13 protein-coding genes are annotated in these 12,947 nt (G+C 55.3%); 3 read left to right on the top strand and 10 right to left on the bottom strand.

Features of this window, described 5'->3' with window-relative positions; genetic code table 11:
• Nucleotides 1-8: 8 nt before the first annotated feature.
• Genes LVD14_RS00330 through LVD14_RS00300 form a run of 7 tightly spaced genes read right to left on the bottom strand, consistent with a single transcriptional unit; the run spans nucleotide 9 to nucleotide 8,047 of the window.
• Nucleotides 9-416 carry a GtrA family protein gene (locus LVD14_RS00330; RefSeq protein WP_237132037.1) on the bottom strand — a complete coding sequence of 136 codons (408 nt, stop codon included), beginning with the start codon at nucleotides 414-416 and terminating at the stop codon, nucleotides 9-11.
• Nucleotides 413-1,717, bottom strand: coding sequence for an NAD(P)/FAD-dependent oxidoreductase (locus LVD14_RS00325; protein ID WP_237132036.1), 1,305 nt, complete (start codon nucleotides 1,715-1,717; stop codon nucleotides 413-415). The genes LVD14_RS00330 and LVD14_RS00325 overlap by 4 nt, the downstream gene beginning before the upstream one ends.
• Complete coding sequence (locus LVD14_RS00320; RefSeq protein ID WP_237132035.1) at nucleotides 1,718-2,701, bottom strand: NAD-dependent epimerase/dehydratase family protein; 984 nt, start codon at nucleotides 2,699-2,701, stop codon at nucleotides 1,718-1,720.
• 5 nt (nucleotides 2,702-2,706) lie between these two features.
• Entirely contained in the window at nucleotides 2,707-4,440 is a 1,734-nt protein-coding gene (locus tag LVD14_RS00315; protein ID WP_237132034.1) for a hypothetical protein, read from the bottom strand.
• Nucleotides 4,441-4,444: 4 nt separating this feature from the next.
• Nucleotides 4,445-5,209, bottom strand: a complete 765-nt coding sequence (locus LVD14_RS00310) for an SDR family NAD(P)-dependent oxidoreductase (protein ID WP_237132033.1) — start codon at nucleotides 5,207-5,209, stop codon at nucleotides 4,445-4,447.
• A gap of 25 nt (nucleotides 5,210-5,234) precedes the next feature.
• On the bottom strand, nucleotides 5,235-6,548 hold the full coding sequence (locus LVD14_RS00305; protein WP_237132032.1) for an FAD-dependent oxidoreductase: 1,314 nt from the start codon (nucleotides 6,546-6,548) through the stop codon (nucleotides 5,235-5,237).
• On the bottom strand, nucleotides 6,545-8,047 hold the full coding sequence (locus tag LVD14_RS00300; protein ID WP_272907145.1) for a UbiA family prenyltransferase: 1,503 nt from the start codon (nucleotides 8,045-8,047) through the stop codon (nucleotides 6,545-6,547). Before LVD14_RS00300 ends, LVD14_RS00305 begins: the two co-directional genes overlap by 4 nt.
• Before the next feature lie 74 nt (nucleotides 8,048-8,121).
• Between LVD14_RS00300 and LVD14_RS00295 the strand changes: the two genes are divergently transcribed.
• The gene (locus LVD14_RS00295) at nucleotides 8,122-8,721 is read left to right on the top strand and encodes a YhgN family NAAT transporter (protein ID WP_237132031.1); all 600 of its coding nucleotides are present in this window, start codon (nucleotides 8,122-8,124) and stop codon (nucleotides 8,719-8,721) included.
• Between the two features lie 15 nt (nucleotides 8,722-8,736).
• On the opposite strand, the gene LVD14_RS00290 is transcribed toward LVD14_RS00295, so the two are convergent.
• Together LVD14_RS00290 and LVD14_RS00285 are read right to left on the bottom strand one after the other, a co-directional pair.
• Nucleotides 8,737-10,266 (bottom strand): alanine/glycine:cation symporter family protein, encoded by a 1,530-nt coding sequence (locus LVD14_RS00290; RefSeq protein ID WP_237132030.1) that lies wholly within the window; start codon nucleotides 10,264-10,266, stop codon nucleotides 8,737-8,739.
• 77 nt (nucleotides 10,267-10,343) lie between these two features.
• Nucleotides 10,344-10,769, bottom strand: coding sequence for a hotdog fold thioesterase (locus tag LVD14_RS00285; protein ID WP_237132029.1), 426 nt, complete (start codon nucleotides 10,767-10,769; stop codon nucleotides 10,344-10,346).
• Between the two features lie 187 nt (nucleotides 10,770-10,956).
• Here LVD14_RS00285 and LVD14_RS00280 point away from each other — a divergent pair, with 187 nt between their 5' ends.
• Nucleotides 10,957-11,433, top strand: coding sequence for an SRPBCC family protein (locus LVD14_RS00280; protein ID WP_237132028.1), 477 nt, complete (start codon nucleotides 10,957-10,959; stop codon nucleotides 11,431-11,433).
• A gap of 44 nt (nucleotides 11,434-11,477) precedes the next feature.
• The gene (locus tag LVD14_RS00275; RefSeq protein ID WP_237132027.1) at nucleotides 11,478-12,281 is read left to right on the top strand and encodes an acyl-CoA thioesterase; all 804 of its coding nucleotides are present in this window, start codon (nucleotides 11,478-11,480) and stop codon (nucleotides 12,279-12,281) included.
• Between the two features lie 25 nt (nucleotides 12,282-12,306).
• Here the strand turns inward: LVD14_RS00275 and LVD14_RS00270 are convergent, their stop codons facing one another.
• Nucleotides 12,307-12,897 (bottom strand): TVP38/TMEM64 family protein, encoded by a 591-nt coding sequence (locus LVD14_RS00270; RefSeq protein WP_237132026.1) that lies wholly within the window; start codon nucleotides 12,895-12,897, stop codon nucleotides 12,307-12,309.
• Nucleotides 12,898-12,947: the final 50 nt, after the last annotated feature.

Raw genomic sequence — 12,947 nt, 5'->3', positions numbered from 1 at the left:
TGTCAGCTTTAACCGGAGCGGAATGACCAGTATTTGTGCCCGAGGTAACTGGTGAATACAGGCACCACGATGCCGGTAGCATGCGCCAGCTCTGGCGCGAGCAGGTCAATTTGCAACGCGGGCAGCACCTGGTAGAGCATCAGCAGGCTGATGGCCCAGGTCTGCACAATGGCCAGGACATTGACCAGCACAAAAAAGGCAATCGATCGATACAGAGGTTGAACGCTGGTCTTGAACACGAATGCGCGGGCCAGCACATAGGCAGTCACCATGCCCGTCATGTAAGCAAGTAATACGGACGTGGAGAATGCAAGCCACTGGTCGTAAATGATACGGGAAACAAAATTGACTAGCGCTGCAGTGCCGCCGGTGGCCAGAAAAATCAGAAATTGACGTGAAGCAAACTGTCTGATCATTGACTGTTCCCGGTATTGCCGGCTTCGCGGCCCAGCCTGCGGCCAAAGTCTATGCTTTCAGAAATGCCGCGGTCGTAGGGATAGTAGTAGGAAGTGTCTGCTACCCACAGTCCGTCGATGCAGCTGCGGTAGGGTGGCAGGCTGTCCAGGAAACCCGGCTGACAGACTGGCTGCGCGTAGCGATACCGGCTGGCGCGTATATCAATAAAGCTGTCGTCCGTTAATCCCGGATTGATTGTTCTCAGGTAGCTTTTTACCTTGTTTATGAAGTTGCTGTCTGGCTCCTGAAACTTGGGATGATCGCCAGGCAGGTAAAATGGCACATAGACCACATGCTGATCCAGAGGACGCAGATTGCTGTATTCAACGAGTCCCGGGATGTCCATCTCAGGGTCGTTGATATTCAGCCAGAACTTGTCGCTAAGCGGCTGGTCCAGTTTGACGATCACACAGACCACGGCGATATTGTTCAGGGCCTGATACTGCTGTTGTACTTCAGCAGGCAGGTCCGGGATCAGCCTTGGCACAAATGGCAGCGGTATGGTGCTGACTACCCGGTCAAAGGCTTCAAATTTGTCACCAGTCAGCTGAATCCCTGCGACCGACTGACCGGAGTCTGCGCTGACCACCTGCTGTACAGGGCAGGACAGGTGGATTTCCCCGCCAGCTGCTTTAATGGCCGCTGCCATCGCCTGCAGCAGTGTCTCGGATCCACCCTCCAGATAACCCAGTTTTTCCCGCATCAGGCTGTATCGTGATCGGCCAACGCGGTTGATTCTGCTCCATATCCAGGCAGCCGAAAGGTTGTCTGCGTACTGATAAAACTTGTAGTCAAACAGTGTGCGCCACAATACGTCCCAGGCCGCCGTACCCACCCAGCGTTTGATCCAGCCACTGGCCTCGACACGATCCAGTGGCTGCCAGTCACGACGTTTGGTTGAAGCGAAAGCGTGCAGCCCGTAGCGTAGTTTGCCGAGCAGTCCAAGTCCCCTGAATTTGAGCAGGGCCACCGGGTTGCCCCAGTCCTGCAACAAACCACCGTACCAGTACCCCATGCGCGTTTCAGTCCAGCGCATCGACGACGCAATGCCGAGTTCATCCAGCATCTGCAAAAAGCCGCGGTCCGAGGTGCAGTGAAAGTGGTAATAACGTTCAATACTCAGACCCGAGAAATCGAAACTCGCCGTCATGCCGCCAAGACGGTCATCCGCCTCGTAGACAACCACCTGATGGCCGTCGCGTGTCAATTGGTAGGCTGCGGCCAGGCCCATCGGGCCGGCGCCAATGACGGCTATCCGCATTTAAAACTCCAGTACTATGTCGCTGTAACGTGAATCGTGAAAGGTTTCTTCGAGTGCCTGTGCAAAAGGCGTGAACTGAACACCAAACAGTTCAGGCCAGTCTATGACCTCGAACTCGTCCCGGGCGACCAGTGCCTCTAACTGTTGGGTAGTAAATGGCGGTTTGCGATCGAACAGGGCCCACACCCACAGCAAGGCGTAGAACAGCCGGTAGGGGATCTTGATGATGCGTGTCTTGCTGCCCGTAACCCGCTTTATCAGGCGAATCATGTCGATATAGTCGATTTTTTCATGCCCGGAAATATTGTAGATACCCTGTTCATGGCGGCTGCGAATACAGCTGATGATGATATCGCAAAAATCGCCAACGTAGAGAGGCTGTCGCATATAGCGGCCGTGACTTGGGATAGGGAAAACCGGTACTTTTTGCATGAAACGTGAGAGCCAGCCCAGGTGTTTTCGGTCAAACCATCCAAACATCAGTGTTGGCCGTAAAATGGGACAAGTGATACCGCTATCGAGAATCAATTGCTCCTGCGCGCGCTTGCTGCGCGTATAAAAGTCGTCGGCTACCGACTCGACTACCGAAGAGCTGATATGCACCAGGTAGGGTTGTTCGGTAGCGTCCTTTATCGACTCAAGAATCAGCTCGGTTGCTGTGACGTTATTGCGAATGAATTCGTCGTAATGCAGCCCACCGATCTGCGCCTGCAGCATGACAACGACATCTGCGCTGCGAACGTGCTCCTGCCAGGGACCTGGCTCAGCCAGGTCTGCATATTCACAGCAAATTTCCGGCTGAACCTGGCGCAGGATGCTCAGATTTGCTTCATGTTTGTCCAGCACGACAATATTGTGGAAGCCCTGGTCGCGCAGCCTTGCTACCAGGTTCTGGCCGACCAGGCCGGCGCCGCCGGGGAGCACTATTCTGGCCTCCGTGCCAAACTTTACTGAATTGTCTTTTTCAGAGGGCTGAGCTGTCATTGTATTTACTCTAACAAAGTGGCAGGTATGTCGACCTGCAAGTCGCAGCCGACATCAACACCACTGAGTATCATTTGTGGCTGGCTGTATTCACGGCGAATATAACCACGGAAGCCTGAGCGTCCAGCGTCGTCGTCAACTGCTTCGGCGACGTCCGGGCGCGGCTGGCCAGTGAGCGCAAAGCCGCTTATTTCTCCGATCGGGTTACGTATCTGAATGAGTTGAGGCGCGCTGTCCTCAGTGTTGCTGAAGAGCCAGCCGTCAACACGCAGGTAGTTGGTATCACCATCAATGGCGCTGACCTGATCAATATGTCCCTGACAGCTTGCCGCTTCACCAGCTCGAACAATATCCCCCAGTTGCGGTGCCAGATCCCGCCATGGGAAGCGATCAAATATGCCGATATTATATTCCGAAGCGACTGCAACGGTATTGAACAATCCCTGGTCCATGACATATACCGAGTTGATCTGTTGCTCATCCCTCACTCTGAGTTCCAATGCGAGCGCAGCCACTTCGCGGTTGAATACCACTTGCTGTTGTGGCTGCAGAGCAAGTGTCTGACGCCATAGCATGGCTGCGCCGAGGCAGACTATCGCGATCAGCGCCACCGGCCGGTATTGCCGCCAGGCACGCTCCACCGCAGGCAGAAAAAGCACCAGCAATGCTGCCCATGCCATCAACGCAGGTGTGGTGTAGCGGTTAGTGGCAGCCTGTTCTACGCCGAACACCAGTCGACCACCACCGGTTCCCAGCGCCGTGCCAGCGATGTACGCAATGTAAAACACCAGCGCCAGTGCAAGCAGGTTCTGCGTCGGAGAGCGCAGGCTTTTAACCAGAGCGTAAACGGTCAGTGCCGCCATCACCGCAGTGCCTACGGCGGCAAAGCGCATGCCGACATCACCGCCGGTCAGGAAGTAGAACGGCGTACCAAGGTAGAGTAAAACATAGTAGACGAGGTCATCGGGCTGACGCAGAAAGGTTTCCAGAATCGAACCATGATTGCCTGGCGAGCTATAGCCATAAAAATACAGCGATAATGCGAACAGGGTAAGCAGGGCAAGAGTCAGACTGCGCTGCCATGGGAAACGTGTGAGCAGGGCATACACTGTCATCAGTGGCAGGGCAATGACGCCGTTTGCCATGGTACCTATACACGCAAACCCAGTGATGCAGGCCAGGACAAAACGATTGCGCCCAGCCGCGTCAGCCTGTCGCGCAGCGCTTAACAAATAAAGAGCGACCAGTGGCAGCAACTGTGCCAGAAAGAACTGGCTCTGAAATCCCCAGGCCAGATTTTCCCACTGCATCCAGTGGTAGAGCCAGGCGACCAGGAAGGCCATGGCAGCCCATACCGTGACGTCTGCTGACTGATTGCCGCCAGACACATCCCTCATGCGTTGTCTGACGATACGGTAAAAGGTCAGCAATGCCAGACCAACAATCACGAAGTTCATGATGATGAGAAATACGCTGGTCCCGCCGAACAGGGCATAGTCCAGCCAGAACAAGAGTCGCGACAGTACGATGCGGTGCTCATTGTGTTGTGCCCACCAAGCCGCCGAATTACCGTCCAGCGCAGCGGCGATGTAGAAACCAAGCGTGCCACCCCACATGTCCCAGTACGGCACTACCGAAAACGCACGAATTGCGCCGATGACGGCAAGCAGGACAATAATGATTGCGAACGACCAGGCAGCGGTCATCGCGGGATTGCGGCGCATCCATTGCAATTGCATGAGATCAGATATCCATTCTGTTGAAAATAAAACGTGGCAGATGGCGAATGATCATCATGATCAACGCCCATTTTGATGGCGTGTAGATTACCGGTTTGCCTTTTGCTATGCCGTTTACGATGTCGTCAGCGACATCCTCTACGCTGGCCAGTGCGGCGCCATTCTGCTTCAGATGCGCAGTCATGGGGGTGTCCGTCGGGCCTGGTTTTACCAGCACCACTTTAAACCCGGAGCCGGCAGTGCGGTGTTGCAGACCCTGCACATAGCGGGTCACCAGGCCTTTTGCCGAACCATAAACATAATTGGACTTTCGTCCCCGGTCACCCGCAACTGAACCAATGACTGCCAGAGTGCCACGATCTGCCTGACTCATTAATGTCGCAAACGCCTCGGCGAATAACACCGGAGAAATGCCATTAATCTGTATGGCCTCGGCAGTCTCTGAAAGTGAGGCCTGGCACTGCTGCTGGTCAGGAAGATTGCCATGCGCAATCAGCACGATATCTGCCGCCTGCGTCATGATTTCAGTTACCTGCGACTGTATGGCTGCAGGGTCAACAAAATCGCCAACGGCTGTGACGATTTCCGCCTGCGGTTGTCGTACTTTCAAATCTGCCGCAATTGCCGACAGCTTCTCCTGATTACGGGCCAGCAGGTAGAAGTGCGTGGCGCCCTGTTCGGCCCAGCATCTGGCGCAACGTTCGGCTATTGCCGAGGTGGCGCCGACGATGACAATTCGCTGTACTTTATTGGCAGAGGGACTGCTCATGAGTGGAGTTCTCCGTACCGTTGTTTTAACTGCCCATCAGCCGACGTGACATGTCGGAACTGATGCCAGGATCTCGGTAGTTAGTGAATTCGGACAAAGCAGGGTACGCGCGCAGGAACATATCCGCCGGCATGCGTGCGTCTTTGGCAGCATAAAGGCGGCCGCCAGCCTGACTGACGATGTCATCCAGCCTGGTAAACAATGAAAGTGTTTTTTGCCCCTGATTGGGGAAGTCCAGCGCCAGTGTCGCGCCTGGCATAGGGAAACTCAGCAGGCCGGCCGCTGGCCGCTTGCCAAATGTTTTTAGTACAGCCAGAAAAGAACCCTGACCGCTGCGGGCAATGGCAGTCAGCATTTCGCCTATCGCTCCATGCATGTTGTCCTCTGGCACCACACACTGGTACTGATAGAAGCCGCGTGGGCCGTACATTCTGTTCCAGTGACCGATTGCATCAAGTGGATAAAAAAATGGCTGGTAATGTGCGATACCGGCACCCTCTTTGCGTTTGTTAAGCGCGTAGTAGGCAGTGTTGAAGGGCCGCAGGCTAAGACGGTTGACCAGAGACACTGGTGGGACCAATGGCATCTGCAGGCCTGATTTTTTTCGTGAAGACTGTGATTTATGATCAGGGGGTACCTGTTCCCGGTGGTTCGCTCGCAGAAAAATGCCCCTTGGCGTGTCCCCGGACAGGCAGTCGATCCAGGATACAGTATGTTCCCAGTCTGCCTCCGACGCCTGCGACAGTTCAAAAAATTCGGGTAGCGACTGGTAAGCCAGTGTGTCTGTGTCCAGCCAGGCGGAGCCGACCGGCCGCAGCTTCAGGCTTGCCTGCAGAATGACGCCCGTTAATCCAAGGCCTCCGATGGTGGCCCGGAACATATCGGCATTTTCCGCAGAGCTGCAGCGCAGCAGCTGGCCATCGGTGCGCTGCAGAATCAGCTCCTGCACATGCTCGCCGAAGGTGCCGTGCACATGATGGTTTTTACCATGAACATCATTGGCGATTGCTCCCCCCACGGTGATCAGCTGGGTACCAGGTGTCACCGGCAGCATCCAGCCTCGGGGTACCATCAGATCCTGGATTTCCTTTAGCAGGGCTCCTGATTCGCAGACGAGCACGCCAGTCTCTGCATCGAATTCAATCAGGCGGTCCAGACCGCGAGTCTGCCAGCTTATTCCCTCTCTGTTCAGGCACACATCCCCGTAACTGCGCCCCATGCCATAACAAATGCCGGGCTGGAACTGTTCAAGCTGGCCTGCCACGCTGCTGCGGTCGTTTAAGGCAATACAGGTATGCGGCTGACGGCTAAGGCGGCCCCAGGAGCTGAGTTTTATCATGGCCACCCCAGTGTTGCCAGCGCCAGAACCAGAGCAAACGCCGCGCCTGCCATCAGACTTGTCTTGTCTTTCACGGCAAAAACCAGGGGATCGTCGTTCATATTGCCGCGGTTAGCCTGCATCCACATCCAGCTGATCCAGAACAGCAGGATAGGGATGGCGGCCCAAACCAACGCCGTATTCTGGTAAAGGCCAAGCACGGAGTCGCTATTCAGGTAAAGTGCCAGTACCAGCACCGCAATGAATCCTGCACTGATCCCGAGGTTCTGAATCAGCGGCGCGTCGCTGGTCAGGTAGCCGCGACCATGTGCCTGACTGGCACCCGCCTTCGACTGCAGTTTCAGTTCCGCATAGCGTTTGACAAAAGCAAGCGACAAAAACAGGAAAACGGACTCGGTCAACAGCCAGAAGGTCAGGGCATTTTCGGAGGCTGCCGCGCCGGCGATAATTCGCAGCGTGTACAGCATTGCCAACACGAGGCAGTCGACGATCATCAGGCGCTTGAGTCCGAATGAGTAGGCCAGCGTCAGCAGGAAATATACTGCCAGCCAGCCTAGAAACTCCATGCTTACCAGGCTTCCGATCACAACGCTGCCGAGTAGCAACATGGGTGACAGCAGCACACCTTTCCAGGCTGCAATCGCACCTGATGCAAAGGGACGGTTGCGCTTGCGTGGATGCAGGCGATCACTCTCCAGGTCAGTCAGGTCATTGGTAATGTAAACCGCTGACGCACAGAGGCTGAATGAGCAGAACGCCAAAGCCAGGACCCCCAGAATCGCCGGGTCGTTGAGGTCGTGTGCGGCGATAGCCGGAAAAAATAGCAGAAGGTTTTTCAGCCACTGGTGAGCACGAACTACTTTCAGCCAGGCCATGATACCGGTGGGTGCAGGAGGGAATACCGTCTCTACGCGCGCACACTGTTGGGCGCGTTCGGTGACTGCCGTGGAGGCATTCACCACAACAGCCTGATGCGCGCTGGCCCAGACAGGCAGGTCTTTGGTTGAATTGCCTGCATAGTCAAATCCCTGTTCGCCATAGCGATCAACCAGTGCCTGAGCTTTTTGTCGCCCCGACAGGTTTGTCTGACCGTCGCTGGCCAGCACGCTGTCGAACAGCCCCAGCTGCTCAGCGATAGCCTCTGCGAAACGCTGGTCGGATGCGGTGCACAGCACGATCTCACGACCCAGCTGCTTTTGTTCGCGCAACCAGTCAATCAGCGTCTGGTTATAGGGCAGGACGCCAGCGTTGAACGCGGTGCGCTGCGCCAATCGTTGTTTCAAGACGGCTTTTCCCTGCAGCAACCAGACAGGCAGCAGCAAGGCGCTCCAGGGTGATTCCCGGAACACCTTCAATGCTGATTCGTGCAACATATCGGTATGAATCAGCGTGCCGTCGAGGTCAACTACCAGTGGTCGCAATGTCTCCAGTCCCTGAAAAGCGCAGGCATACGTATCCGCCAGCCATGTCTGATGAGGCGGTATGGTAGCAGTAATCATAAAATCCGTGGGAATTTTTTACAGACCGGCGTAAGATAACGGTTTCAGCCACTACACACATAGTGATCTTGTACATGGAAACGTTCGCTGCTGCTGTCACTCTGTTTCTGATTATGGATCCTCTGGGCAATATACCCATATTCCTCAGCGTGCTGTCGAGGGTGCCTGAGCAACGTCGCAGGCGAGTCCTGCTGCGCGAGCTGCTGATCGCCCTGGGGCTTATGCTGTTGTTTCTCTTCATGGGGCCAGGCATTCTGCATTTGCTGGCCCTGTCACGCGAGGCCGTTTCCATCGGCGGCGGTCTGGTACTGATGATCATAGCCGTACGTATGATTTTCCCGTCGCGGGGCGGTGTCATGGGCTCCGATGACGATGATGGCGAACCATTGGTCGTGCCACTCGCGGTTCCCCTGATTGCTGGCCCATCGGTGCTTGCTACGCTCATTCTACTCGCCGAATCCGGCCCCGACCGCAGTGTTGACTGGCTGATCGCGCTGGGTGGCGCGTGGACTGTCACGGCCATCATCCTGATGATGTCGCAGCGACTTTACAAGGTGCTGGGCGCCCGTGGTTTGAAGGCCATCGAGCGCCTGATGGGCATGATCCTCATTTCTGTATCGGTGCAGATGCTGCTCAATGGCATTGCCAGTTATCTGAGCTCAGCTCCGGCATAAGGCACTGATGTTAAATCAGTGCCGGGTCTCACCATCAGCCTGTTCTTCAGCCTGCTTTACCTGCTTGTCCATGCGCTGCTCCCAGAAAGTCGCGTTCTTGATGCCAAGCTTTCTGGGGTCGAAATGAATGGGGCCGCCAGCAGCGCGCTGCTCCTCATAGTCCTTGAGGCATGCCATGGCAGGCCCTGACACAAAAAAGATGGCCAGGATGCCAACGATATTAATCCAGGCCATCAGGCCCACGCCAATGTCACCAATCATCCAGATATAACCTGCACTGTTCACCATGCCATAGCTGACCATCATCATGATCACAACTTTGACCAGAACCAGTGGGATGCGAGCCTTGAAATAGCGATTGAGGTAGGCTGCATTCGTCTCGGCGATGTAGTAGTAGGCGAGTATGGTGGTGAAGGCAAAGAAGAACAGGGAAATGCCCACAAAGACGGGGCCAAAGTTACCAAACACACTGAACAGCGCCATCTGTGTAAAGGCGGCAGAGGCTATCTCGGTGTCAGCAGGCACATTCTGCAGGACAAACTGACCGGCTTCCAGGGTGCCCTGAATATTGTATTGTTCAGTGATCAGTATCATGAATGCGGTTGCCGAGCAGACAAACAGCGTGTCGACATACACGGAGAATGCCTGCACCAGGCCCTGTTGGGCCGGGTGGTCGACTTCAGCTGCAGAGGCAGCATGCGGCCCGGTTCCCTGGCCAGCCTCATTTGAATAGATGCCGCGTCTCACGCCCCAGCCTATTGCCGCGCCAAAACCGGCCTGGGCAGTAAACGCATCGCCCACGATCAGCGCAAATACACCCGGAATCTGGTCAAAATTGATGAACACGATGATTAGCGCCATGATGATGTAACCCAGCGCCATGAACGGAACAACGATCTGGGTAAAATGGGCAATACGCTTGATGCCGCCAAAAATGATAAATGCCAGGATCATCAGGATGACTGCCAGCGCCACCAGTTTATTGGTGCCAACGTCGCCAAACTGGGTCGAAACAATGTTGCCCTCGCCAAAAACCTGAGTGACGGCATTGCCGACGGCATTGGCCTGAACACCCGGCAGAAACACACCACAGGCCACAATGGCGGCAATTGCAAACAGGACGGCCAGCCAGCGCTGTCCAAGACATCGCTCGAAGTAATAGGCAGGGCCACCCCGATACTGGCCATCTTCCTCGACTTTATAGAGCTGGCCCAATGTGGATTCTGCATAGGCTGTGCTCGCCCCGAGGAATGCCACGACCCACATCCAGAAAACAGCGCCGGGCCCGCCGAATCCTATGGCTGCCGCGACGCCTGCAATGTTGCCGACGCCAACACGACCCGACAGGGAAACCGCCAACGCCTGGAAAGATGAAATGCCCTCGGCTGATTCACTGCCCTGAAACAGCAGGCGCCACATCTCTTTGAAATGTCGAAGCTGGGCGAAGCGAGTGAGGATGGAGTAGAAGAGACCGGCACCCAGGCACAGGAACACCAGTGCCGGACTCCAGACGATATTATTGATCGTGTTGACGAGAGCTTCCATCTAAGTACCCTGTGTTATTGTTAGGCCGCTGCCAAACAATAACCGAGGGGGTGGGTGTATTCAATCCCGAATTGGTTCTAACGTGCCTTGATTACTGCCATGGTCAGGCGCGAAATGCACACTGCCTTGCCTGCTTCATTACTGATCTTGATTTCCCACACCTGTGTGGTGGCTCCGATATGAACCGGGCGGGCCGTGCCATACACCCAGCCGCTGCTGACAGGGCGGAGATGGTTGGCATTGATGTCGAGACCAACCGCTGCCTGAGTCTCAGAGCCAAGGCACAGATTCGCGGCCATGCTGCCCAGCGTTTCGGCAAACAGCACCGAGGCGCCACCGTGAAGAATACGATGTGGTTGCACTGTGCGATGGTCAACGGGCATACGCCCGGTCAGAAAATCATCGCCAATCTCTGTAATTTCTATGCCAAGGTGGGCGACAGCGGTGTTTTTAGCGTTCTCGGCAAGCCGTTCCAGTGAGGGTGTGCGCTTCCAGATGGCCATGGGTATTTACTCCTGTTACGTCATGCAGGGTCATCAACTGTGCTATAGGCAGGCCATGGATAATACGCGGGCAAGGTGGCGGCTGCCAAGCCGTGGGTTGATGGATTGCAAATGACAGGGCTGAAAGCGGGCTCGCTCAGGCCTGATTGTGTATTATTGCCATTCGATTAAGTCAAAGGGGGCCCAGGTGCTGGATTTCGAACATACCATTGTCATTAATGAGAAAGGGCAGCCTGATCATCAGCGAATTTCCCGCGAGTCCTTATGGAAGGGTTTGCTGTTTCGCGCACGTTATCCGGGCCACTTCAATCCGGCCATCAAGTGTCGGCTTGTTGATGAACATGCTGAGGGGTTTACGCGCCGGATCTTTGCCGGTGAACTGGAGTTTACCGATGTGGTTACTGTCATCGAAGACCGGGAGATCAGAACGCTGATCGACGGTCGCGATCAACCCATGCATGCCGAGAGTGTAACGCGCATTGAGTCGGCGGGCGCCGGTGAGCTATTGGTGCGATTCCGTTACCGGCGCGACTCCATCAGTGGTGCCGATAGTGGTGTGGATGCCGACGAATTTCTGAAATCGGCCTACGTGCAGAATGACCAGGAAGCCATTGAAGTCATACGTGAAATGATTGCAGAGGGCTGGTCGGACGCTCATATGTAATCGCGTGCACGTGATACAGGGTCACAGGGAAACAGGAGACAGGAATGCATCCGCTGGATGAAGCTATAGCTATGCAACCCGTGGCGCCGGGCATGTTTGCCGCCAGTACACATCCGGGCTACGCCAACGCTGTCGGGCCATTTGGCGGTATAACTGCGGCGCAACTGCTGAATGCGGCTCTGCTGCATGAGGAACGTTTAGGTGAACCCGTATCGCAGACCGTGCACTTTGCTGCACCGATTGCTGATGGGGCTTTCCGTATTGAGGCGCGCCCGGTTCGTACCAATAGGTCCACACAGCATTGGCTTATCAATGCCATTCAGGACGACAAACTGGTGGCCATGGCGACAGCTGTGTTCGCCATTCGTCGCCCGACGTGGTCCGGCACAGATGCGAAGTTTCCTGATGCGCCGGCGCCGGAATCGGTAGCTGCCATGAACTGGGACAAACGCCCGGAGTTCACGCATCGTTACGATCTGCGTTATAGCGACGATTCACTTCCGAAAACGTTTACCGAGCCGGAAAGGGAAAATGGCGCATCTCAACTCTGGGTGCGCGATGTGCCAGAGCGGCCACTGGATTTCCCGGCGCTGGCATCCATCTGTGATGTGTTCTTTCCCAGGGTCATGATACGACGCCAGCGCTGGTCTCCCATCGGTACCGTAACACTGACTTCATACTTTCATGCTGACAGCCAAACACTTGGCCGAGTGGGCAGCAGACACCTTCTGGGTGTCGCGCGCGCGCAGGCTTACCGCGACGGGTTCTTCGATCAAAGCGCAGAGGTCTGGTCACCAGAAGGTGAGCTGCTGGCCACATCTCATCAAATGGTGTATTTCAAGGACTGAGCGCGCGGCGGTGCCGCCGCGCAGGTCACCCGGCAAAGTACTGCAGAATAGCATTCAGGCTGTAGGCACCGCCAAAAATGTAAATGGCGCAGATAACACCTTCCCCGATCGAAATGCCGAACAGGGTTTTCCAGACACTGACGCGCAGAACACTGCACACATAAACAATCATGTCGCTGGGCACAAACGGCAGGAACCCCCAGGTGGAGATCACCGTCAGCTCTGCTTTCTTGAGGAGCCCGCTCAGCTGAGCGACCTGTTTTGGATAATGCGCATGAAAGTAGCGATCGAATCGTAAATGTCGTGCCATGTAGTACACAATTGCAGACGATGTGTATACGGCCAGCTGATTGACCAGCCATAGCGGCAGGGGCGGAAATACCAGGATGCCCGCCAGCACAATTGGCGTGGAGGGGATCAGCGTAAAGCCGCGCAGTGTAGAGATCACGAAATAAATAAACAGTCCACTGACCAGATTTTCACTGAAGAACTGACGGATAAACTGGGGTTCAAACAGGTCGGGTCGAAAGAAGTACAGTGACAGGCAGATCGTCACCAGTCCCAGCCAGGTGTACAGGCCAAAAAAGTTCAGGTGTTCAAGTTTTTCTTTTTCCATGGAGTTTCAGCGATCCGCTTGGTCGTTGTTGGCTTTCAGTGGGACGGATG

The sequence above is a fragment of the Pseudohongiella sp. O18 genome (assembly GCF_021729085.1).
In the GTDB taxonomy this organism is placed as follows: domain Bacteria; phylum Pseudomonadota; class Gammaproteobacteria; order Pseudomonadales; family Pseudohongiellaceae; genus Pseudohongiella.
This window is presented reverse-complemented; position numbering and strand designations above follow the sequence as displayed.

What these genes read in the sequence shown, in the direction of transcription:
- LVD14_RS00300 (WP_272907145.1), bottom strand. Translation starts at nt 8,047, where the DNA reads ATGATTACTGCTACCATACCGCCTCATCAGACATGGCTGGCGGATACG.
- LVD14_RS00305 (WP_237132032.1), bottom strand. Translation starts at nt 6,548, where the DNA reads ATGATAAAACTCAGCTCCTGGGGCCGCCTTAGCCGTCAGCCGCATACC.
- LVD14_RS00315 (WP_237132034.1), bottom strand. Translation starts at nt 4,440, where the DNA reads ATGCAATTGCAATGGATGCGCCGCAATCCCGCGATGACCGCTGCCTGG.
- LVD14_RS00295 (WP_237132031.1), top strand. Translation starts at nt 8,122, where the DNA reads ATGGAAACGTTCGCTGCTGCTGTCACTCTGTTTCTGATTATGGATCCT.
- LVD14_RS00310 (WP_237132033.1), bottom strand. Translation starts at nt 5,209, where the DNA reads ATGAGCAGTCCCTCTGCCAATAAAGTACAGCGAATTGTCATCGTCGGC.
- LVD14_RS00325 (WP_237132036.1), bottom strand. Translation starts at nt 1,717, where the DNA reads ATGCGGATAGCCGTCATTGGCGCCGGCCCGATGGGCCTGGCCGCAGCC.
- LVD14_RS00285 (WP_237132029.1), bottom strand. Translation starts at nt 10,769, where the DNA reads ATGGCCATCTGGAAGCGCACACCCTCACTGGAACGGCTTGCCGAGAAC.
- LVD14_RS00270 (WP_237132026.1), bottom strand. Translation starts at nt 12,897, where the DNA reads ATGGAAAAAGAAAAACTTGAACACCTGAACTTTTTTGGCCTGTACACC.
- LVD14_RS00275 (WP_237132027.1), top strand. Translation starts at nt 11,478, where the DNA reads ATGCATCCGCTGGATGAAGCTATAGCTATGCAACCCGTGGCGCCGGGC.
- LVD14_RS00330 (WP_237132037.1), bottom strand. Translation starts at nt 416, where the DNA reads ATGATCAGACAGTTTGCTTCACGTCAATTTCTGATTTTTCTGGCCACC.
- LVD14_RS00320 (WP_237132035.1), bottom strand. Translation starts at nt 2,701, where the DNA reads ATGACAGCTCAGCCCTCTGAAAAAGACAATTCAGTAAAGTTTGGCACG.
- LVD14_RS00290 (WP_237132030.1), bottom strand. Translation starts at nt 10,266, where the DNA reads ATGGAAGCTCTCGTCAACACGATCAATAATATCGTCTGGAGTCCGGCA.